Annotated in this window: 20 protein-coding genes; 10 read left to right on the top strand and 10 right to left on the bottom strand. The window is 49.1% G+C overall.

Going from position 1 to position 23,374, the window contains the following annotated elements; translation table 11 throughout:
- Positions 1–5: 5 nt before the first annotated feature.
- The 7 genes from BMZ54_RS11210 (at position 6) to BMZ54_RS11180 (ending at position 9,654) form a co-directional block, all read left to right on the top strand.
- On the top strand, positions 6–2,033 hold the full coding sequence (locus tag BMZ54_RS11210; protein WP_089910705.1) for a T9SS type A sorting domain-containing protein: 2,028 nt from the start codon (positions 6–8) through the stop codon (positions 2,031–2,033).
- Between the two features lie 169 nt (positions 2,034–2,202).
- Positions 2,203–3,003, top strand: a complete 801-nt coding sequence (locus tag BMZ54_RS11205; RefSeq protein WP_089910702.1) for a helix-turn-helix domain-containing protein — start codon at positions 2,203–2,205, stop codon at positions 3,001–3,003.
- An 83-nt stretch (positions 3,004–3,086) separates the two neighbouring features.
- Positions 3,087–3,917, top strand: a complete 831-nt coding sequence (locus BMZ54_RS11200) for an SDR family oxidoreductase (RefSeq protein WP_089910699.1) — start codon at positions 3,087–3,089, stop codon at positions 3,915–3,917.
- A gap of 108 nt (positions 3,918–4,025) precedes the next feature.
- A complete protein-coding gene (locus tag BMZ54_RS11195; RefSeq protein WP_089910695.1) occupies positions 4,026–6,260 on the top strand; it encodes a TonB-dependent receptor in 2,235 nt (744 codons plus the stop codon).
- A 205-nt stretch (positions 6,261–6,465) separates the two neighbouring features.
- A complete protein-coding gene (locus tag BMZ54_RS11190) occupies positions 6,466–7,116 on the top strand; it encodes a hypothetical protein (RefSeq protein ID WP_089910692.1) in 651 nt (216 codons plus the stop codon).
- Between the two features lie 307 nt (positions 7,117–7,423).
- Positions 7,424–8,329: a LysR family transcriptional regulator gene (locus BMZ54_RS11185; protein WP_089910689.1), complete on the top strand. Its 906-nt coding sequence runs from the start codon at positions 7,424–7,426 to the stop codon at positions 8,327–8,329.
- Between the two features lie 134 nt (positions 8,330–8,463).
- Entirely contained in the window at positions 8,464–9,654 is a 1,191-nt protein-coding gene (locus BMZ54_RS11180) for a threonine synthase (RefSeq protein WP_089910686.1), read from the top strand.
- 53 nt (positions 9,655–9,707) lie between these two features.
- On the opposite strand, the gene BMZ54_RS11175 is transcribed toward BMZ54_RS11180, so the two are convergent.
- The 9 genes from BMZ54_RS11175 to BMZ54_RS11135 form a co-directional block, all read right to left on the bottom strand.
- On the bottom strand, positions 9,708–10,982 hold the full coding sequence (locus BMZ54_RS11175; RefSeq protein ID WP_089910683.1) for a retropepsin-like aspartic protease: 1,275 nt from the start codon (positions 10,980–10,982) through the stop codon (positions 9,708–9,710).
- Between the two features lie 34 nt (positions 10,983–11,016).
- Positions 11,017–11,583 (bottom strand): hypothetical protein, encoded by a 567-nt coding sequence (locus BMZ54_RS11170; protein WP_238386549.1) that lies wholly within the window; start codon positions 11,581–11,583, stop codon positions 11,017–11,019.
- Between the two features lie 141 nt (positions 11,584–11,724).
- Positions 11,725–13,299, bottom strand: a complete 1,575-nt coding sequence (locus tag BMZ54_RS11165) for an N-acyl-D-amino-acid deacylase family protein (protein WP_238386548.1) — start codon at positions 13,297–13,299, stop codon at positions 11,725–11,727.
- Between the two features lie 4 nt (positions 13,300–13,303).
- Positions 13,304–14,503, bottom strand: coding sequence for a dipeptidase (locus BMZ54_RS11160; protein ID WP_089910680.1), 1,200 nt, complete (start codon positions 14,501–14,503; stop codon positions 13,304–13,306).
- Positions 14,504–14,593: 90 nt separating this feature from the next.
- A complete protein-coding gene (locus BMZ54_RS11155) occupies positions 14,594–15,670 on the bottom strand; it encodes a Gfo/Idh/MocA family protein (RefSeq protein WP_089910675.1) in 1,077 nt (358 codons plus the stop codon).
- A 118-nt stretch (positions 15,671–15,788) separates the two neighbouring features.
- Positions 15,789–16,721 carry an SMP-30/gluconolactonase/LRE family protein gene (locus tag BMZ54_RS11150; RefSeq protein WP_202909208.1) on the bottom strand — a complete coding sequence of 311 codons (933 nt, stop codon included), beginning with the start codon at positions 16,719–16,721 and terminating at the stop codon, positions 15,789–15,791.
- Positions 16,722–16,807: 86 nt separating this feature from the next.
- Positions 16,808–17,038, bottom strand: a complete 231-nt coding sequence (locus BMZ54_RS11145; protein WP_089910669.1) for a DUF3820 family protein — start codon at positions 17,036–17,038, stop codon at positions 16,808–16,810.
- A gap of 146 nt (positions 17,039–17,184) precedes the next feature.
- On the bottom strand, positions 17,185–17,616 hold the full coding sequence (locus BMZ54_RS11140) for a VOC family protein (protein ID WP_089910666.1): 432 nt from the start codon (positions 17,614–17,616) through the stop codon (positions 17,185–17,187).
- A gap of 66 nt (positions 17,617–17,682) precedes the next feature.
- Positions 17,683–18,474, bottom strand: coding sequence for a helix-turn-helix transcriptional regulator (locus BMZ54_RS11135; protein WP_143080971.1), 792 nt, complete (start codon positions 18,472–18,474; stop codon positions 17,683–17,685).
- A gap of 292 nt (positions 18,475–18,766) precedes the next feature.
- Here BMZ54_RS11135 and BMZ54_RS11130 point away from each other — a divergent pair, with 292 nt between their 5' ends.
- The 3 genes from BMZ54_RS11130 (at position 18,767) to BMZ54_RS11120 (ending at position 22,824) form a co-directional block, all read left to right on the top strand.
- Positions 18,767–20,269 (top strand): right-handed parallel beta-helix repeat-containing protein, encoded by a 1,503-nt coding sequence (locus tag BMZ54_RS11130; protein ID WP_089910660.1) that lies wholly within the window; start codon positions 18,767–18,769, stop codon positions 20,267–20,269.
- Between the two features lie 48 nt (positions 20,270–20,317).
- Positions 20,318–21,700, top strand: coding sequence for an aminopeptidase P family protein (locus BMZ54_RS11125; protein ID WP_089910657.1), 1,383 nt, complete (start codon positions 20,318–20,320; stop codon positions 21,698–21,700).
- 80 nt (positions 21,701–21,780) lie between these two features.
- A complete protein-coding gene (locus tag BMZ54_RS11120; protein ID WP_089910654.1) occupies positions 21,781–22,824 on the top strand; it encodes a class 1 isoprenoid biosynthesis enzyme in 1,044 nt (347 codons plus the stop codon).
- Here the strand turns inward: BMZ54_RS11120 and BMZ54_RS11115 are convergent.
- On the bottom strand, positions 22,772–23,362 hold the full coding sequence (locus BMZ54_RS11115) for a cysteine hydrolase family protein (RefSeq protein ID WP_089910651.1): 591 nt from the start codon (positions 23,360–23,362) through the stop codon (positions 22,772–22,774). The two genes, BMZ54_RS11120 and BMZ54_RS11115, sit on opposite strands and share 53 nt — an antisense overlap.
- Between the last annotated feature and the right edge of the window lie 12 nt (positions 23,363–23,374).

Here is a 23,374-nt window from a genome sequence, read left to right as displayed (position 1 = left end):
TGACCATGCAAAAAGTCTACAGCTTTTTTTTTCTCCTCTTATGCGGGATGCCGTCGTATGCCCAGATTGTTAACAATCCTTACCTGTCCGTATACTATACAGCAGCGCCGGGAAATACTATAATAGATCAAAAGGGCAACCAGCTCCTGGTTGTAAAGGACACCACCTATAGTATTATAGATATGCAGCAGCATACCAGTACGCCTATCCCCCTGGGGCAGCTGCTGGGCATAGCCCCCTACTTTGTCCGCGCTGCCTGGCTAACGGCTTATGGCGCTTTGTTTTCGGTTCGGACGGATAATAATAATGATCAATTTAATCTCCTGTATGAGTGGCGGCAGGGCGTGTTACATTTGCTGGAACCCCGCGCCGGCGCGGTAAAGGCAGCCGGCAATTATGTAGCCTGGGTGCGGAAGTCCGAAACGCCTTCCATTAAGCCAACGGATTCGCTGTTCCTTAAAAACCTTGCCACGCAACAGGTAGCGCTGGTGGCAGACAGCGTGGGAGTGGAAATAGCGCTGTCCAAAGAGGGCATGCTGATCTATCATAATTTTTACCCGGAGATAGCGTATAAATACCAGAATGGGGTAAATACCCGCATCACTGACGGAGCAGGAAGGGATATTATTATCAGGATGGCGGAAGCTGATAATGGAAAGGTGTTGTTTGTAACGCGTTACGACGATAGCTGGAGCACCTGGCTGTTGTTATATGACGGTACAAAGATCGACTCCGTGGCCTATTGCGGCGACCACGATTACTCAGTAAATCATGATGAGCTAAAGGTCAACGGCGGGTATATAGCTTATGTAGTAAGACAGGATGGAGAGGCTTCTGCCAAAACATGGACAACCGTAGAGGATTCCGCCGGTAATTCCCGCCAGGGTTTTTATGAGGAGGGCGGCAGGTATGAAACCTCCGTTTGGACCCAGGTACTGGGATTATCGCCCAACGGGGATGCAATGATCCATAAGGACCGGGTTCCTACCGGCTTGTACTATTCTCCCCGCACCGGTAACAAGAAGCTGATCACGACCACCTATGACCGCGTTTTTTTCGAGAACAACACCTGGTTTATGAGCCAGGCCGGCGTTTTGTACAAGATAAGCACTGATACTACGCTGGTGCTGAATGTGCAGCCCTTTGATAAAAGCGGGCTTGCAAATACCGTTATCCAGTTTACGGCAAATGATTTTATACAGCATTTCTCAGGTCCGGTAAGCGGCCCCGGGCAGCTGGATAAAATAAAGGTCACCTCTGTGCCCAGGTATGGAAGATTAACGGTGAAAGGGAAAACAGTTTTCTGGGAAAGGAGCAGTGAAATAACCAGGGCGGAGCTGGATAGCATGAAATACACGCCCAACTACGGGATTGTAGGCGTGGATACCCTGCAGTGGCAGGGCTCTAACGGGTTTACCTATACCACCTATGATACTGCTGTGGCCCTGCACATATACCCGGTACTGAATACCCCGCCCATACTCCGTACGCTGGAAACCAGGTACAGCGCCGCCGGCAGCCCGGACACCATACAGATTGCCAACTATCCGCCCACCCGCTGGCATACAAACGTAACGGTGTTGCTGGACAGCTCCACAGTGCTGCCGGTAACTGCAACGGGCTTCTTTATCATTGATCCGGCCACGCTTGCACCCGGCCTGCATCAGCTGCAGGTAACCTTCTCTCATCCACTGGATACCATCAGCACTTCCCGCAGCTTTACCATTACAGCATTGCAGCCGCTGATGGTGGTATCCGGGCAGAAGCAGGGACTGATCCGGGAAGAGGTGCTCAGCGTATATCCCAACCCGTTTGACCGGCAGTTCACCCTGGCCGGCCTGCCGCCGGAAGGCGCGTTTATCCTGTCGTTATCCGATCAACAAGGGCGGCCGGTGCTGGTACAGCGGGTAACTGATCAGCGCAGGATAGTGTTAACGGTGAATACGCCTTTAGGCAAAGGATTGTATCTGTTAAATATTTATAGTGAAGATACCAGGCAACTGATCGGCACTCTCAGGCTGCTGCACCTGTAAGGGTTAGCGCAACTGGCAAAGCCGCATAGACCGGGTGGTTTATGCGGCTTTGCTGTTTGTTAACCGGTATATGCCTGCTGAGCTTTAAGCGAAAGCAACTTTGAGCTTTCCACGAAACCTACACTCCGTTTTATTGCTGATATTTGTGTTGTAATTCAAGCAAGGCACTATGGAGCATGCGCAATTAGCAAAGAACCTGCAAGGCATTGTATATTCAGAATATCCGGCGGTACAACGGCAAGGGGAACAGTTCATGCCGGAACATTGCCTGAGTTACCTGATCTCAGGATCAGTAACAGTGCTGAACGGCAACAATACCTGCACATTTAAACCGGGGGATTATATGTACAGTCCAAAGAATCACCTGGCAAAATTCATTAAACATCCACCGGCAAATGGCAACTACCAATCTATTGCCATTATAATGGATCAGGATACGCTGCTGGATTTTTATAAAGAGCATGCTGCGCATACCGCCCCCGGCAAAATAGAAAAAGCGGTGTTACAGCTGCCGCCCAATGTATTATTGGAAAATTACTTTCAGTCCCTGCTGCCATATTTTAAAATGGACATGCCGGAACCGCTGATATTGCTGAAAAAGCGGGAAGCCATCCTGCTGCTGTTACAGGCGCAGCCGGCGCTGGCCAGCCTGCTGTTTGATTTTACCGCGCCGGGCAAAATAGACCTGGAAGCATTTATGAACCAGCATTTCCGGTATAATGTGGACATGAAAAAATTTGCCTACCTCACGGGCAGAAGCCTGGCCACCTTTAAACGCGATTTTGAAAAAGTATTTCATACAACACCTAACCGCTGGCTGCAGCAAAAGCGGCTGCAGGAAGCCTATCAGCTGATCAAGGAGCGGGGTGAAAAACCTTCGGATGTGTATCTGGATGTAGGATTTGAAACGCTTTCGCACTTCTCTTATTCCTTTAAACAATTCTTTGGCGTAAACCCGTCCATGGTATAAACGCCGCTTAATCAATTAATACAACCGGTAAGCCTTTTACCGGATCACTACACTATTCTTTAATCTTTTTAAAATTGAATCAAATGAAAACTATTTTCATTACTGGTACTTCCAGTGGTTTGGGTAAAGCGGCCGTTCAATTATTTGCCGCCCGCGGGTGGAAAGTGATCGCTACTATGCGCAGCCCTGAAAAAGAAACGGAACTTACGCAGCTGGATAATGTACACCTACTAAAGCTGGATGTTGCCAATGCAGCGCAAATAGACACCTGCGTACAACAGGCGCTGGCATTAGGCCCTGTAGATGTGGTGGTGAACAATGCCGGCTATGGCCTGGTAGGCCCGCTGGAAAGCTATACGGATGAGCAGATCACTACCCAGCTGGATACTAACCTGCTGGGCGTAATAAGGATCATTAAAGCTTTTACCCCGCATTTCAGGGAAAAGAAAAGCGGTTTGTTCATCAACATTACATCTATAGGCGGATTAATAACAGTACCCTTTTCTGCCATATACCATGCCAGCAAATGGGCGCTGGAAGGGCTGAGCGAGAGCCTTTCCTTTGAATTCAGCCAGCTGGGTATCGGCATTAAAACCGTTTCGCCGGGTGCCATTAAAACTGATTTCGGTAGCCGCTCCATGCAAACCGGCCAGCCGCATGCAGCCTATGGCAATATGATGGAGCAGGTATTTTCCGTTTTTGGTAAGCTGTGGGATCCGGAAAAATATTCCTCTGCTGAAACGATTGCCGAAGTGGTGTATGAAGCTGCTACAGATGGAAAGGATCAGCTGCGCTACCAGGCCGGCGAAGATGCAAAAGCATTTTATGCCCAACGCCTGTGGCAGGGTGCGGAACTGTTCCGGAAAGGCATACAGGAAACAGTATTTAGTGAAAGTGAGGTACCCATCGTTTAACCAGGTATGCACATTTCCCCTTTTTGTCGCAGCAAGTAACCGGCAAATAGATTGCGCTGAACCTGCGTAGTGAGGCCGCCTAGTTTTGTGTTCATAAAAACACATACTATGGCGGCTTACATTAAACCTATTATTTTGTTACTGTGTAGCGGAGCCTTGTGTATTACCGCTACCGCCCAGGTAAAAATAGCTGGTTATATTACCAACAAACAGCAGGCTGCCATAGAAGGCGCCAGCATAACTATCAAGGGCAGCACAGCCGGCGCAGTTACAGACAGCGCCGGTTATTTCCAGCTTAGCACTGCGCTCAAAGGCAAACAGGTACTGGCGGTTTCGTATATAGGGTATAAGCCCTATGAGCGCGGGATTATGATCCCCGATACCGGTATAACCGTTCACGTTATACTGGCCAATGACAATAAAACGCTGGGCGAGGTAGTGATCAGCGCCGGTGCTTTTGAAGCCAGCGATAAAGCCAAAGGCGCTTCCCTTACGCCCATGGATGCCATGACAGTGGCGGGTAATAACGGCGATATTTCCAACTCCCTGCGCTCCCTGCCCGGCGCACAACAGATCGGTGAGCGGGAAGGTTTGTTTGTACGTGGCGGCACAGGCGAAGAAACCAAACAATTTGTAGACGGCACCCTGCTGAAGAACCCCAACTTTGCCAGCGTGCCGGGTATTATACAACCCGCGCGTATTAATCCATTCTTATTTAAAGGCGTATTGTTCAGCACCGGCGGTTACTCTGCCCAATACGGGCAGGCCATGAGCAGCGCCCTGATACTGGAAAGCGTGGACCTGCCGGAAACATCTTCTGCCAGCCTGCACATTTTTCCATCTAACAGCGGCGTGGGCTTTCAAAAGCTGGCCAGGAACAAACAAAGCAGCTTTGGCATTAGTGCGGATTATGGCAACCTGCAACCCTATAACAGCGTGATCAAACAACGGCCGGATTATTTTACCGGACCGGAATATGGCCGCAGCGAAGCCAACTACCGGGTAAAGACCAGCAAAACCGGGATCCTGAAAATATATGCCAACAGCACCTTCAGCAACATTGGCATGCGCAATGCGGATGTTGACAGCAGCAGTCTGCAAGGTGCATTTGAGCTGCACAGCCGCAACTTTTACGGCAATATCAGCTACCGCGAAATGCTGGGCCCCAACTGGCAATTGAACGCCGGCGGCGTGTATAGCTATAATATGGATAGAATGTCGTACCAGCTGCAGAACAATGCTCATGAAACCATTCATGTTTCCAATACACCTTTTTCATGGAAGTACCGCAACTGGCAAACCCAAACCAATTTTGCACAGGGCCGTGCGGTGCTAACGCGCTTGTTTGCCCATAACCAGGCCTTGCATGTGGGCGCAGAACATTTTTATACGCAGGATCGTTACCGCAGCAATGACAGCATTTACCCTTTAACAGACCAGCTAAGCGCTGCATTTGCGGAAGGCGATATTTATATTACAGATAACATGATGGCAAGAGCAGGTGTGCGTGTGGAACACTCTACCCTGCTGCAACGCACTACCGTAGCGCCCCGTGCCAGCCTGGCCTACCGCTTCCCGGATGGCGGGCAGTTGAATGTTGCTTACGGCATTTTTTACCAGAAACCGGAGAACGAATTTTTATACCGGCAGCGCAACCTTCAATTTTCACAAGCCACGCATTACATTATCAACTACACTAAAAAGGCCAACAACCGGCTGTTACGTGTAGAAGCGTATTATAAAAAATATCAGAACCTTGTTAAAACAGCTCCCATTCTTACCAACAACGGCAGCGGTGATGCCAAAGGCATAGAGCTGTTCTGGCGCGATAAACGCTCTATTCCCAACCTGGATTACTGGGTAAGCTATACTTACCTGGATACCAAACGGGATTACCTGAACTTCCCCTATGCCCTGCAGCCCAATTTTGCCACACCGCACACTGCCTCCGTGGCTGTAAAACGTTACTTCCCGGACATTAACCTGAATGTGAACCTGGTGTACAATTTTGCGACCGGGCGGCCGTATTATGATATCCGTTCCCCGCAGGACAAGGCCCCGCAGATCTATGACCAGGGCACTACCCGCGCCTATCATAACTTGAACCTCAGCGGCGCCTATATGTTCTCCCTGTTCCCGAAATGGAAGCATAAAGATTTCTCCGGTATTGGCTTTGGCATGAATAACATACTGGGTACTAAGCAGGTGTTCGGCTACCAGTACAGCTATAACGGTGTGAACAAAGTGCCCATGCTGCCCACTGCCAGCCGCAGCTACTACATCGGCATCTTTATGAGCTTTGGCATTGACCGGACGGAGGATTTCATTAATGACAATCTCTAAGTACAATTAATAATTAAGAATGAATAATTAACAATCGTAGGGCAAGTATGTGAAGTAACAAAGGTTCTTCATAATGCAGTAGTCCGTCATTCATTCTTAATTATTAATTCTCTGGCGGCAAATGATAAAAAGGCTTAATGCGGAGTAGCCGCTTCCATGATTATTAATTATTCATTCTTAATTATTAATTATAAAAACAAGTATCATGAAAAAAGTAATGCTCTTATGCGTAAGTTTTGCAATAGTGCTAATCTCAATCCAGCTGCGGGCGCAGGATAAGCTCTCCGCTGCGATTGCGCAGCTGGATAAAGCCAGCACCGTGGCTGATTACGAAGCCCTGGCTGTACGTTTTAAACAAGCAGCGAATGCACAAAAAAACAACTGGCTGCCGTTTTATTACACAGCGCTGTGTAATGCTAAAATTGGATTCCTGCTGCAAAAAGATGGCGACCGTATAGAACCATTCAGCATCGAAGGCGAACAATATGCCAAACAGGCGGAAGCATTGCTGAAAGACAAAGGTACCAATAAAGACAAGGCAGAACTGTACACCGTGTATAGCATGGTATACCGCAGTAAAGTGTTCATCAACCCTATGACCTACGGGCGTGAATTTGGCATGCTTTCCCAGCAATACCTGGACAAAGCCGCGCAGCTGGATCCTGAGAACCCGCGTGTATTGTATCTGCAGGCCTGGGTAAAATACTATACGCCTAAAATGTGGGGCGGCGATAAGGATAAAGCTAAGATCCTCGCCCAATCTGCATTAAAAAGCCTTTCAGCCCAACCGGCAACCGGCGAACAACCGCACTGGGGCAAGCCGGAAAGTGAGGAGCTGCTGGCGAAATATAAATAGCGTCCATGGTCGATGGTCCATGGTCCATGGCCTGGTGCGAATAGAGATGTTGTTACGTTAAAGGCAGATAGCTAGTTGATGGTCGATGGCCCATAGCCCATGGCGTTGTACGAATAGATCTGTAGTTACGTTAAAGGCAGGTGGCTTCACTTGCTTTTAACGTAATATTTTTTTACGCTCGATGCTGTGGACCCTGGACTGCGCTCCCTATCACGCAGTACCCGCCCTATGTTCTATGCAATGGACTATGGACCATGGACCATCGACTAAAGAATTTCACTACTTTTAGTGCGCACAAACGCCAAATATGCTTAACATCAGCTATGAAGCTTTTTACGAAACAGCCCGCCTGCTTAGCTTTTCCAAAGCAGCAGAAGTGCTGTTTATGACGCAGCCCTCTGTGAGCAAGCATATCCGGCTGCTGGAAAACCAGTTCAACCTCAGCTTCTTTGAAAGAAAAGGCAGCACTATACAACTAACTGCAGCTGGAAAGATCCTTTTTGATCATATAAAACAAGCGAAGGAGCTGCAGCGGAACATGCAGTTCAATTTAAGCAGCCTCTCCGGACGGCAGCAGGCCAAAGGCTCGCTGGTAGTGGGTGCCAGCACTACGGTGGCCTTGTACGTGATACCAGGTATCCTGTCCAGCTTTCACCAGCAATATCCCAACATACAACTGCGGTTGCTTAACAGTAACTCGGAAAATATACTTCGCGCGCTGCTGGAACAGGAAATAGACCTGGGTATTACTGAAAGCAGGAATAAACATACCACGGTGCAGTATAAATTTTTCATGAAAGACGAGGTGATACCGGTATGTCATCACAAAAGCCCGCTGGCTAAAAAGAAACGGGTAACGGTAGAGGAGCTGAAGAATATTCCTGTGGCACTGCGGGAAAGAGGCAGTGGCACGCTGGCAGCCGTAGCAGAAGCGCTGGCGCCCTTCGGGTTATCCATCCAGGATATTAATAACCGTATTATTTTAGGCGGTACAGAAGCCCTCAAAAACTTCCTGCTCAGCGATACCTGCCTGGGCTTTTTACCGCAGCGTTCTGTAGAACATCTTATAGATAACGGACAACTGGTACGCATTGATATTCCGGGTTTAAGGATCCACCGCTCCTTCTTTTTCATGCAGCGGCAGGGCACCAATAACGATCAGATCAACAACATATTTATACGTCTCGCTAAAAAACAGTATAACCCCAGGTAATAGTATATGCCTATTTAGTATAACCTCCGAATGGAGGAGGTGAGTACATTTGTTGTGAGAACAAATGATGACAACAGTAATAACCGGCTGTTGTCATTATACATCTGACTTCATTTTTATTTACACTTCATTTTATGAGGACAATTGAAACATTGTCGTTGCTGTCGTCCCTGCAATGCAGCAGCTGCGGCCAATATCACGACCCACACCGTTTACATCAGACATCCGTATGTTGTAATGCTCCTTTAGTAGCGGAGTATAGTACCGATGATGTATTTCCGCTTTCAAAGGAAGTATTGCCCGCCCAATCAGATAATATGTGGCGTTACCTGGAAATGCTGCCTGTTTTTGATGTGAACAATATTGTAACCCTGGGCGAAGGCATGACGCCCCTGTTAACACTGCACAATATTCCCCGGCAGCTGGGATTCGATAAACTTTTCTGGAAAGATGAATCACTGAATCCTACCGGCTCTTTTAAAGCCCGCGGTTTAAGCGCTGCTATTTCCAAGGCCAAAGAATTTGGCGTGGAAAGCTGCATTGTTCCCACAGCAGGCAATGCCGGCGGCGCCATGGCAGCTTATTGCGCTGCTGCAGGCATGCAGGCAGTGGTGGTAATGCCGCGGCATACCCCTAAGATCTTTAAGGAAGAGTGCTGGATGTACGGCGCTGAAGTAGTGCTGGTAGATGGCCTCATTAACGACTGCGCAGCAGAAGCAGCCCGCATCCGGGAAGAACGCGGCTGTTTTGATGTCTCCACCTTTAAGGAGCCGTACCGTTTGGAAGGCAAGAAAACCATGGGTTACGAAATTGCAGAACAGCTGCACTGGAACCTGCCGGATGTGATCCTGTACCCCACCGGCGGCGGTACCGGGTTAATTGGTTTATGGAAAGCATTCCGGGAAATGCTGGCCCTGGGCTGGATACCGGATAAAATGCCCCGCCTGATAGCGGTGCAGGCGGCCAACTGCCAGCCCATAGTGGCCTCCTGGCAAGGTTTGCAGCCTAATGCTAAAAAGTATAACGGACAGCCCTCTATTGCTAATGGCCTGGCCGTGCCCCGCCCCTTTGCGGAGCCGCTGATCATGGATGCGTTAAACCAGTCGCATGGTCATGCGCTGGCCATCAGTGAAGAGGAGCTAAAAAAATACATGCAGTTATTATCGCGGCGGGAGGGACTACTGGCCGCACCTGAAGGTGCGGCCTTAATTGCAGCCCTGCCCAAGCTGCTGGACGAAGGCCTGATACTGCACGATGAAAACATTTTACTGCTGAACACCGGCTCCGGCTATAAATACCTGGAGAACCTGGATATTAACGCTTAACGCTAAAGCCCTGTTATGCTAAAGGCTAAAGGCTAAAAGCTAGAAGCTAACAGCTAATCTTTGAACGACACATACATATACCTGAAGCTGATCACCATTTCACGGTACTGTTTCATAATATCCTGGCCCAGGTTGCCATAGTAATACCTGTCCTCTTCCATTACCGGTGCGGTAATAACAGGTATTTGCGGCAACCTGGGTCTCTTATCGGCAATGCCCAATACTATTTCAGGCAGCCTATATGCGTTCACGGTATTAACACCTCCTGCCCCGCCCTGCGGCAGCCGGAAAGGCTTCCCTCTGCGCATTACCTCTTTCCGGTATTTCTTAAAAAAGGGTGCATTCAGCGCAGTAGCGGTTGCGCCGGTATCAAATATAAAAGGCAGGCTATCTTTTTTGTAAGCTACATTGATCACCGGGCGCAGGTTACTTAAACCAAAGTTGGCGTAATTGCCGGGTAAAGGTTGCTGCGGCACTTCCAGCACGCCCTCCTTACTGTTAATGCGGATCTCGCCCATTTGCTCAATCACCGGGAAACCAATGATCCCTTTAATGCCATACTTTGCCTCCGGCCAGGTAAGCGCGCTGTCCGGGAATACCATGAATACGGCGTTCTTTACCAGGATGCCGCCAATCTTCAGCTCCTTCACTACGGCAATACGCGCCTTCACAATGCCGCCGGTAGCAGCTTCCACCTCAAAATATTTATTCATCGGGGTAAGATGGTTGCGTACGGCGCTGCTTTCCGTAATGGTAGAAATACCGGCGCCGGTATCAAATACAAATTCATTGCTGGTATCGCCAATGCTCACCGGTATATTCACCAGCCCTACTGCATCCCGCTTAAAAGGAATATGTGTGTCCTGCACCACGGTTAGCTCCTGGGGCGCTATCTCCTGTAAGCCCTCCCATATTACCGCTGCATTGCGGATGGCTGCCTGATCTTTTTCCGGCAGCGTGGTTTTAAAGCTGTCCAGCAAATACATGGAGCTGGTGTATGCTGCTTTATACTGGTAGGCCTTTACCAGGTTATCTATTTTTACCTGTAATAATTCCGACACCTGTTTGGCGGTAAGATCAGCGCGGTACTTTTGCAACAGCAGGTCTATGCTGGTGTTGGATGTTTTCCCCTTGTTAAAGAAGTTGTCCAGGTAGGCCTGGTAATATAGGCGTTCCCGTTCGGAAAGCTGCGCTCCTTTGGCTGCTATTACGTTGCGTAAAACAAAGAGCTGCCGGCGCACCAGCAGGCTATCGGGATGATCATTGTCCTGGCCAAGCGCCAGTGCGCTGCTGCAGCAAAAAGCCAGCAGCCACATACATTTTTTCATGGATCGTTTTTTATACAGTACAGAGAGCGCAAAGTTACACGGTATCAAACAAGCGAAGGATATATGAAAGCTCGTACAAGATAAACAGGATGACTAAAGTTCCGTTAAAAATGCGGTTATTGATCTGGATGGCCAGCAGGCATAAAATAATATGCACGGCATTACGGATGGGGTATTCTATGGACAGGCTGTTGAAATAGTCCTGCCCTTTAATGAGGGTATCGCCAATATCCAGCAGATAACTGAAGGCCAGGATGGCAAAGAACCATTTTTTACGGGAAAAGAAATAATCCTCATACCCCTTATAGTCTTTAATATCATCGGGGAACAGCAGGGCGCATAAAGAGTAAAAGGTCATGATGAAGAAGATAATGAAAAAGTAGCTGGTAAAGCTCCAGTGCTGTACATGCGTTAACCGGTACTCCCACCACCAGAAGTGCACCAGCAACATAAAAATATAGAATACCCAGGCCAGGTGCAACCAATACGGCTTATCGCGGTGCGGATGCTGTATAAATTTAGCCACGCCTTTCAGCAAATGCGTAATACTTAAACCCAGGATAATGGTGATCAGGGTTTTGATGTGGTTGAAGGTGTCCATATTGTAAGTTAACGAAAAGCTGAAAGCCGAAAGCGTAAAGCATAAAGCCTGAAGCCTTTATGTTCTATCCTCCCTTTACGCTTTACCCTTTATGCTTTCTGCTTTATGCTTTATGCTTTACGCTTTGTGCTTTCTGCTTCCCTAGCGTTTCGCCGGTCCATACAACGGTGTACCACTACGCAGGCCTGTATGCCGGCCGTTTTCCAGCTCCAGCTGGCCGTTTACCAATACATACTGCATGCCGGTGGAGTATTGATGCGGAACATCAAAGGTAGCTTTGTCATCGATCGTTTGATCGTCAAAGATCACGATGTCGGCGGCCATGCCTTCGCGGAGCAGGCCCCTGTCCTTTAGCTGGAACTTTTGTGCGGCCAGGGAGGTCATGCGGCGGATGGCTTCTTCCAGCGGGATCAGCTTAGCCTCCCGCACATATTTACCCAGTATGCGCGCATTGGTGCCATAAGCGCGGGGGTGCGGCATGCCTTTGCCTGGTGTGGGTACGCCGGCATCGGCGCCTACCATGCAAAAGGGATATTGCATGATGTAACGCACATCCTCTTCATTCATGCCATGGTACACCATTTGAGCGCCGCCTTTTTCCACCATGTCCATAATGGTTTCCGCTTCATGTTTGGCATTGCCTTTACGGCCCATCAGCTTGTTGATGTCTGTAATGCTTTTGCCGTTAAAGCTGGTATCTGCCGGGTAGTTGGCTACCACGCAGTAGCTGTAGTTCTTGTATTTGTAGCTGTGCAGCTGTTCCAGCATTTCCTTTTTGATCTGTGCGCGGGTAGCGGCATTGTGCAGGCGTACGTTAATGGAATCCTGCCCGCCGGCCAGCGCCCAATCCGGCAAACGCACCCCCAGGTTGGTGCTGCTGGCCGTGTAAGGGTATTGATCAATGGTTACGTCCCAGCCTTCCTTGCGGGCCTGCTGCACTAATCCTAATATTTCGCCGGAGCGGCCCCAGTTAGCTTTACCGCTTACTTTAAAGTGCGAGATCTCTACCGGCATATTGGCCGACCTGCCAATGTTAATGGCTTCATTCACTGCATCCACCACTTTGTTTTCCTCGTTCCGTATATGTGACGCATACACGCCGTTATATTGCGCGGCTGACTTAGCCAGCTCCACTACTTCATCTGTTTTGGAAAAAGCGCCGGGAATGTAAATGAGACCTGTTGAAAAACCTACGGCGCCATCCTGCATGGCTTTGGCCACCAGGGAATCCATCTGTTGCTGCTCTGCGGGGGTGGGTGCGCGGTTATCCCGGTGCATGACCTGCGCCCGTACCGTATTATGCCCTACCAGGGAGGCTATGTTAATGCCTGCGTGCAGGCTATCTACCCGGCCGAAGAATTTTTGCAGATCATCGGCTGAGCTGCCGCAGTTACCCGTAACAATGGTGGTTACGCCATCATAAATATAGTTATCTGCCGTAGGGCGTTCAAAAATGCCGGATTCCACATGCCCGTGTACATCTATAAAACCCGGGGCTACGATCATTTTTTGCGCATCAATGGTTTTAGGGGCGCTGTAGCCGGCTAGCTTGCCCACGGCAATGATCTTACCTTCTTTTACCGCCACATCTCCATAAAACCAGGAGTTGCCGGTACCATCCACGATCCGGCCATTGCGGATCAATACATCGCAGGACTGTTGCGCAAACGCAGGGATGCTGCACAGCAAAGCCATGCCGGTTAACCATTTCATCATACAATTATTTTTTGCTGTTGGCCTTAAATACCCGTATAAAGTTGCCGCCTAATATTTTGCGGATGTCTTTCTTTGTATATCCTCTTTCCAGTAATGCTTTGGTCACTAACGGGTAGTCCTCTACGCCGTTCAGCTGTTGCGGCGGGGCTTCTATGCCGTCAAAATCGGATCCCAGCCCTACATGCTCCACCCCGGCCAGCTTAGCGATGTAGTCAATATGATCAATGAGCAAATTAAAGGGCGCACGCAGCTGTTCTGCTTCTGCGGGATATTTGCGGTATAGCTCCTCCTGGATCTCATACTCTGCTTTGCCGTTTTGCTTCAGGGCATCCGCATCCTGCTGGTGCCGGGCAATGAACTCCTTTTGCCGCCGGAAATAGGTGCTGTCCAGGAAACCGGAGTAAAAGTTCACCTGTATCACGCCGCCATTGGCACCCACTGCTTTGATCTGCTCATCCTTCAGATTACGGAACACCGGGCAAAGCGCATACGCGCAGCTGTGCGATACCAGCACTGGTTTGGTAGTGGTATGAATGGCATCCCAAAAGGTTTGCTCACCTACATGTGAAAGGTCTACCATCATGCCCAGCTGGTTCATGCGCTGCACTACCTGTTTGCCAAAATCGTTCAGTCCCTTATGCGGGTTGCGCACACTATCTCCTGATTCGTCTTTGGCGGAGCTGGCCCATTCCGTAGAGTTGTTCCAGGTAAGGGTCAGGTAACGCGCACCGCGTTTGTACAGGCTATCCAGGTTGGCAATATCGCCGGCTATCATATGCCCGCCTTCCACGCCTATCATGGCAGCCAGCTTATGCTGCTTTACAGCCCAGTCCAGCTGCTTCGGGGTAAATACCATCGCCATTTTATCGGCGTTACGCGCAGTAATGGCGTACAGGGAATCGATCTCTATATTGGCAAATTTGAAAGCAGTATCCTTTCCAAAACGTTCATCGCAGAAAATGGAAAACACCTGCACATCTACCCCGCCCTCTTTAAAACGGGCCAGGTCTGAATGTGTTTTGCCGCGCAGGTCCTGTGAAATATCCAGGCCGCGCATGGTGGCGGAGGAAAGTACATCGTTATGCGTATCCACCAGCACAGCCTTTTCATGCAGCTTTTTATATGCCTGGGCATTGAGGGCGCTTTCAGAAAATAATAATACAACGCAGCACAAGGCCAGGCGCCGGAGCAAGAGGTTCTTCATGAAGCGGTAGATTTTGGATTGTGTTCTCAATAAAACAAAAAAACCGCATAAAACCTAAAGGTTATGCGGTTTTTACAGCAGCGGCAGGGCTTACAACACCACCCGTTTCCCTTCCTTGGCCGACTTACGCGCTGCTTCCAGTATCCTTACCACAATAATATTATTCTCTAACGACGACAGATCATTACCCGGTTTAAAACCATCTTTCAGCACGGCCTGCAGGTAAGTGAGGTTATCCTGGTACTGCGCGGTTTTTACTTCCACGGTGTAGGTGCTATCCTTTTGGCGGCCTACCAGGTTATGCATGTTCAGCGCATGCAGGTAACCGGTTTTGCCAAACACTTCCAGGTCTTTAATGCTGAAAGGCCAGTTCCAGGAGGCTTCTATTATACCGGTGGCATCGGGGTATTCCAGCATAATGGTGGCATCATCATCTACTTTGGGATATACATCGGGTTTTATCTGGTGCGTAACGGCCATTACTGCTACCGGCGCTTTACCGTGCATCAGCCATGTCATTAAGTTAGCGCCATAACAGCCAAAGTCCATCAAAGCGCCTGCGCCATTCTTTACAGGATCGGTGAGCCATTTCAGAAAGTCGGGGCTGCAGCCTATTTCTTTAGGTCCCTCGTGGCCGTCGTGTACTATCATTTTGCGGATGGGCCCAATGGCGTGCTGATTGTTCACCATATCCTGCACCTGCTGGTTGGTATTGTACCAGGTGGTTTCATAATTGGTGAGCACAGGCACATGGTATTGTGCGGAAAGTGCGGCTATACGCTGCGCCTGCTGTACGGATACGGCCAGCGGTTTTTCCACCATCACCGGTATGCCTTTGGGAGCGCAGGCTTCCACTACAGCCAGGTGATCGGCAATAGGGTTATAGGCCAGCACTACATCCGGTTTTATTTTAGCCAGCATGGAAGGCACATCTTTATAAAAAATATTATCCGGTAGCTGGTAGCGTTTTTTCATGCGCTGGATCAGCTGTTCATCGTTTTCCGCAATACCCAGGATCTTAACTTCGCCTTTACGGTAGCGGCCCAGGATCAGGTGCACATGGTCGTGGTTAAGGCCGGCCAGCGCCACCTGCAGAGATACCTGCTGCGCTATGGCGGAAAAATGGCAAACGAGTAACAGCATCAATAATAAACGGCAGCGTTGCATGAGTATGGAATTTTAGTGAACGTTGAACGTACAAAGTATAAAAAAAGCCGCGCGCTGTGCCGGGACCGGCATAAAATGCAAGGTGATGGCTTACTATTAAATAAATGAGTGGGCACGTTTAGCGCATCTTTACCCGCAGCACATATTTGCTGGCGGTAATGTACAATACCGTATCATCCTCTGCCAGGGCGCAGTTGGAGGTGGCTACCGGCACTTTTATCTTTCCTAATAATTTGCCGCTGCTGTTGAATATCCATACACCACCGGGGCCGGTAGCAAAAATATTGCCCTTGCGGTCTATCTTAAAACCATCGGGAGAGCCACCTTCTTTTTTGCCCTCAGCAGTTACATCCCGCAAAATGCGAGGGTTTACCAGCGAATCATTTTCAGCCAGGTCAAACATATACCAGATGGCTTTGTTGGGATCAGAGTTGGCTACAATGAGCGTTTTTTCATCCGGCGTTAACGCCAGCCCGTTAGGGCGTGTAAGCGAGTCCGTGAGTAAGGTTACCTTACCATCTGCCGCCACTTTGAACACGCCGTGAAAAGGCAGCTCACGGGCAGGATCTTCGTTCTGCTTTTCCATGCCATAGGGCGGATCGGTAAAAAACAGGTCGCCGTTGCTGCGTATAATGGCATCGTTGGGACTATTAAACTTTTTGCCGCCATAGTTATCTGCCAGGGAAATGAATTTAGGTGCAGGCTTATCCAGCGGGGCATCCATACGCGCCATACGGCGGTCGCCATGCTGGCACAGCACCAGGCGGCCCTGCAGGTCCAGGATCAGGGCATTGGAGCCCACTTCTCCCCCGCGTGGCGTAGTGCCGGTATAGCCGGAGGGTGTAAGGTAGGTTTCCAGCCCTTTGTCTGCCGTCCATTTACATACTTTGTTCTTCGGGATATCGGAAAACAGCAGCATGTTATGCGCAGGGATCCACAGCGGTCCTTCGGACCAATCAAAACCTTCCGCAATAATTTCTATGGGAGCATCTTTATGCAGTATGGAATCCAGGCTGCTGTCTGCCTGTTCAATGGTGCCGATCGTTCTCATATTACGGGAATTGCAGGCACAAAGTAGTATAATAACGTGGAAAATATATAAGTTCCGGTTCATACCAGGTAAGGTTAAACGATTTGTTATTTACGCCGCAAAGGATCCAGCAGGAACATGAGGCCGTTGGTCTTGATCACATACAACGTTTCCAAAAGCATGCCCAGCTTACCTTTGGGGAAACCGCCCTTACGCGGGAACCATTCCAGGTAAGATACCGGCAGGTCGCAAAGCACGGTGTCTTTGTACTTCCCGAAGGGCATCTTCATGGTCACTAACTGTTGTAATATTTCCGGGTTGGGCTGTGCAAGTTCCATGAATCAAATATATGGATTTACGATCTTAGATTTTAGATTTACGATTTAAGGAGGCGAAAGTGCGGAAAATAAAATGCCTTACGTTGAGGTAAGGCTTTTCTTATAGGTAGATGTTCCCACAAATCTAAAATCGCAAATCTAAAATCCTATTCATGCGAGATTACGCTGCCCTGTGCATCCAGCTCCATATAAGGATTCCAGGCTATTTCCCAGAGGTTGTTTTCCGGGTCGGCAATATACCCGCGGTAACCACCCCAGAAGGCTTTCTCCGGCGCTTTAACGATCGTTACTCCTTTGGCAGACAGGCTGGCAAACAAGGCATCTACTTCTGCTATGGAGCCTACGTTATACCCTAATGTGAGTCCTTTAAAGCTGCCGCTGTCATTGGGCACACCCGCATCTTCTGCCAACGCATCCTCAGAGAACAGGCTTAGTATAAAACCATTCAGGCGGAACATTGCAATACCCTCGCTATCGTGCTCTGTTTTCCATCCGAACTGCGTGATGTAAAAATCTTTAACACGTTGCAGGTCTTTCACACCCAGGGTTATAAAAGTTAGTCGTTGTTGGAGTGACATAATACACGATTTTGCATACAAAAGTAAGAATATGACCAGGCAGGTTTTTGGAAAAATACGGGAAGATCAGTAGCCGGAGGGATGCAGGCCGGTATACTTCCGGATCTCGTTGCTCAGGTGCGCATGATCATAATAACCGTGCTCAAAGGCAATGTCCTGCAGGCTGGCGCCGGCCCGGTGCTCCTTAATATGCTGTAATGCAAAGCGGTACCTTACCAGGTTGGCAAAGGCTTTGGGGCTGATGCCCGTTTGTTGTTTGAACTGCCGTTCCAGCTGCCGGTTATGTATGAAATGTTTTTTAGCCAGCCGGTCTATGGTAAGCTGTCCTTTATAATGATAGAGATCTGCAATAACGGGTAAAAGGCTGTGCGGAACGGTCTTGATCTTATCCAGCAACAGCTTGTCCAGCACATCAGGATCAAACGTTGTACCGGTGATCAAACCACTGTTAAAAGGGATGATGCGGTCTGTGATCGTTTCCAGGGAAAGATCGTAGAACGCGGTAAAACAGCCCGGCTTAAAACGGATACCTAATAAACTGGTAGCTGGCTGCCGCATAGACGCAGAAAAACGCGTCATAGTACCTACCAGGTAAGTGCCTCCGGTGGCCATTGTGAGCTGCGGGTTAACAGCTACCGCTGTACCCAGATTAAAAATGATATCCACACAGCCGTCCGGTAAGATCCTTTCCGGCGCAGGCAGGTCATGGGCAGCTGTTTGCACGGTCCAGTAAGCGTCTATATAGCTGCGCAGCTGCGGATGAGGAGTATGTTCGCGGTAGCTCATTTCTGCAAAGCTACTATTTAGTTGGCAGTCGGCAGTGGGCAGTGGGCAGTTGGCAGTCAATGAGTACTTCACATATTCAGTTAACTTACAGCTATTTAATATATGGGTTACCGTTGTATTTAATTTTACAATGAGTAGTCAATAAACGCTTCGCACAAACTGCCAACTGCCCACTGCCAACTGTAAACTATTTTTAACATTTCCACAGCAATTTTATGCTTTTCATATGAGGGCCTGCATGCAACAATTAGTTTATCTTCCATTAAAGTTTGTATGCGGACAATATAAACTGGCGACCCGGCCGGTATCTGTTTATAATGTTTAAAACCCAATTCCCTTACCCAAATTAAAAAGTTAACGTACCATGAAAAAACACCTTGTATGGCTGCTGGCATGCAGCACAACCCTATTGTCCTGTTACAAACCCCAAATGGAGCCCGGGTTAAAAGACAATGCCCTCAATAACAGCAAAACAGGCGCTACTGCGCTGTTGGCCGGTATTAATTATTATGTGTCCATCACTGGTGACGATGCTGCTGATGGCAGCCTGGGCTCGCCTTTCCGCACCATTAATAAAGCCCTTACCGTGGTAACGCCCGGTGATACGGTATTTGTGCGCGGCGGCACTTATATTGAGAAAGTGCATTTCCCCGTATCCGGTGCAAAAGGCCGCTTTGTTACGTTAAAAGAGTATCCCGGTGAAACCGCTATCATCAGCGGCGCAGGGCTTACCGTAACGGGCAATGAAGGCCTGGTAACCATTGACAGCGCGCAGTATATTGCGATAGATGGTTTTGATATCTGTAATTTTAAAAGCAGCAGCGGTAACCCCAGGGGCATCGTGGTAACGAACGGCAAAGACTATACCCGGTTGTATAACAACCAGGTGTACGGCATTAACTATGAAGGCGCTCCCCAAACCGGCAACAGCTACGGCATTTTATTCAGCGGCAGCACAGCCGATCCGGTGAGTGATATTCAGGTAACCAACAACACCATCCGCGACTGCCAAACCGGTACCGGCGCCAACCTGGGCGCAGTGGGCAGCGTTTCATCCTTTACCTTCAGCAACAATACCATTTATAACGGGGAAAATATTGGTATCAGCGTAACCGGCAGCTATGAAAATGGCGCTTACAGAAGTCCCAGCTCAGGTACTATTCAGCATAATACTGTTTATAATGTTACACAGGCCGGCATCAGCCTGCTGGGAGGCCTGAACATAGCCGCAGATGCCAACTACATACATAACAACGGTACCGGTATCCAGGCAGGCGGCGTCATTAATTATTCCGCCGGCACACTTAATATTTTAACCAATAACATGATCTGGTTCTGCCAGGGCAGCGGCATCGCCATAGGCACCACAGATGCAGCCAGTACAGCAGGCGCCACTAACAGCTATGTGCTGAACAATACCCTGTATTATAACAACCAGCAACCGCCTGCCACAGGTATGAACGGGGAGGTTGACATACAAACGAATGGTATGTACACCAATCTCTTTAACAATATCATATACGCCGGTCCCGCAGATATATTTGTGAGTGCAAACAGCACCTCCTCCTATCCCTATGCCGACCATAATATGTATTACACAGATGGTACCCGGCAGTGGCGTTATAATGGCGCCATCATAAATGATCTCATTACCTGGAGAACGCATGTAAGCCCGGAAACACATTCTACCAACACTATTGATCCGGGCTTTATAAATACCGCGCCAGCCAGTCTGAACCTGCATTTGTCGGTTCATTCACTGGCAAAAAATATGGGTACTGAGTTTACCCGTATCCCGGCAACGGATATTGACGGAGAATCCCGGAGAGTAGGCGCCATTGACGCAGGCGCAGATGAACTGCAATAACACAAAAATCCGGGAGCAACTCCCGGATTTTTTATTAGCTTCACCCTTATGTTTACGAAAGATACCTATACCGCCAGAAGGCGCCAACTGAAGGCCACTGTTAACCAGGGCCTTATTTTATTATTGGGCAATGAGGAGCTGGGAATGAATTACCGGGATAATGTGTATCATTTCCGGCAGGACAGCTCTTTCCTGTATTTTATAGGCATTGACAGGCCCTCGCTGGTAGCGGTAATAGATGTGGACAATGACAAAGAGCTATTGTTTGGTAATGAGCTTACTATGGACGATCTGGTATGGACAGGCCCTAAAGAAACCATCCGCGACCAGGCAGCCAAAACCGGTATCTCCGAAGTGCAGCCTTTAGCGGCCCTGGATGGCCTGCTGAAAGCCGCACAAGCCAAGGGACAGCCCATACATTTCCTGCCCCCTTACCGTGCAGATAATGCGCAAAAGCTCAGCGACTGGTTAAGCATTCCCTATGCTGCGCTGAAAAGCAAGGCGTCTGTAACACTCATAAAAGCAGTAATAGCACAACGCGCCATTAAAGCGCCGGAAGAGATAGCAGAAATAGAAAAAGCCATTGGCATTACAGTAGACATGCAGCTGGAAGCCATCCGCAGCGCGCAGGCTGGTTTAACGGAAGCGCAGCTGGCCGGCCGGGTACACGGCGTGGCAGTAAGCTCCGGCGGTAACCTATCCTTCCCTATTATTTTAACAGTGAACGGGCAGATCTTACATAACCACTACCAGGATACGGTATTAAAGGACGGGCAAATGGTGCTGTGCGATTGCGGAGCAGAAACGCCCCTGCATTATGCCGGCGACCTTACCCGCACCTTTCCCGTGAATGGCAGCTTTACGCCTGTACAAAGATCTGTGTATGATATTGTAGCCGCCGCACAACAGGCAGCCATAGACGCCCTGCGCCCCGGTATGCTGTTTAAGGACGTGCATTTGCTGGCCTGCGAAAAACTGGCAGAAGGCCTGCGCGACCTGGGCCTTATGAAAGGCGATATAAAGGAGGCCGTAGCGCATGGAGCGCATACCCTGTTCTTCCAATGCGGGTTAGGACATATGATGGGGCTTGATGTACATGACATGGAAGACCTGGGTGAGAACTATGTAGGCTATACGGATACGCTGGTAAAAAGCACGGAATTCGGCCTGAAATCATTACGCCTGGGACGCGCCCTGGAAAAGGGCTTTGTGCTGACCATTGAACCGGGATTATATTTTATTCCCGAACTGATGGATGCCTGGCAGGCAGCTAAAAAACACACGGACTTTATTAATTATGATAAAGTACAGGCCTTCCGCAACTTTGGCGGCATACGTATAGAGGAAGACTTTTTAATTACGGAAGATGGCAGCCGCCTGCTGGGTAAACCTTTATATAAAACGGCATCGGCCATTGAGGCACTGAAGTAATGAATAAAATATTTAATATTTACTAAAAACTGCTAACTTAGGCGGGAAAAACCTGCAACCGTCAATTTTTTGCCGTTATAATGCCACATCCGAATGTAAGCCTGTTCCAGACTATCCGCTGCCTATGCACTTTACAATGGCGGCTGAAAAAACAGGAACGTTACTTCCACGAACACCTGCCACCTTTACTGACGCAATTGAGCGCTGGTCAGCCAAATGCTTTTACTGAAAAAACCGTTCAGCGCATCCATAAATACTGGCAGCTGGGACTGCACATTATTTGCAACAGCCTGTACCAGCTAAGCGGGCGGCAGCTTACTGAAAGTGAACAGCAGCGCATCTTATTATCCAGCATTTTCGGCCCTTTGTATGATGACCTGTTTGATGACCAGCTCATGAGCTATGAACAGCTGGAGGCTTTTACCTGGCAACCGGAAAAGCATGTACCCCAAAGCTTTGAGGAGCATGTGGTGAAAGCCGTGTACCTGGAATTGCTAACCCTGGCGTCTGACAGGGAAAAGGTAATGGAGCGCCTGCACGAGGTATTTGTATGGCAGCAGGCATCGCTTAAACAGCTATCGCCGGACGTAGGTGAAGCAGCGCTTTACGAGATCACCTATAAAAAAAGCTACTACTCTATTTTATTTTCCTACTCCATATTAGACCACTACCCTGCCACTGCCATACGGCATATGCTGTACCCCATGGCCGGGCTGCTGCAATTAACCAACGATGCTTTTGATGTGTACAAGGATGTGTGCAACGGTATTTATACCCTTCCCAACCTGTACCGCAACTTTGATAAGCTGCAACAGCACTTTATGACCGATGTGGCACTGTTCAATCATTACCTGGAGCAGCTGCCCTTTGAGCGGTTTGCCAAAGTATTTTACAGCACTACCATGCACGCCCTGCACGGTATGGGCTGTATGGCGCTGGAACAATTGAAAGCCAACACCCATGGGGTAACCAGCATGGCGGAACTGGCTGCCCTGAGCCGCAAGGCCCTGGTGTGTGATATGGATTCTTTGGGTCAGAAAATAAAATGGGTAAAAGAGGTAAGACGGCTGGTTAACTACCGGCAACCGGTACACGCAGCTGTTGCAGCAGTTGCTGCGTTGTAAGTACCGTGGCAAATTCGTCCTGCAGGGTAGACAGGGTTACCTGGTGCACCAGCTCTGCATCAAAACGTTCACCATTCACACCGGTTTTATTGAACGCTGCGGTAGCATCGGAGATCACGTATGTATGATAGCCTAAATTACCGGCCATACGGGTGGTGGTAGATACGCAGTGTTCCGTTGATAACCCGATTACAACTACTGTGTTAATCCCCTGCGCATCCAGCTGCGCCTGCAGATCCGTATTAATAAAAGCGCTGTTCACACTTCTTACCAGCACAGGCTCTCCGGGCAAAGGCTTTAGTTCTTCCTTAAATGCATACCCGGCTTTTTCCGGGAACAACGGCGACTTCGGGCTTACGGAGCTATACTGGATATGGAAGAACGGCAGCTCATTGGCGCGCCAGTATGCCAGCAACTTCTGGGCGTTCTGTTCTGCCTGGGGGTTATTACGTTCACCGCCATAATATTCCTTTTCTTCAAAACCTTGCTGAAAATCTACCAGCAATAAGGCCGGGCGGCCCTGTAATACATTTTCCATGATGGGTAGTTT

It is taken from the genome of Chitinophaga rupis (genome assembly GCF_900109685.1).
Lineage (GTDB): Bacteria > Bacteroidota > Bacteroidia > Chitinophagales > Chitinophagaceae > Chitinophaga > Chitinophaga rupis.
Note: the sequence above shows the minus strand (reverse complement) of the source record. Positions and strands in the feature narration are given on the sequence as shown.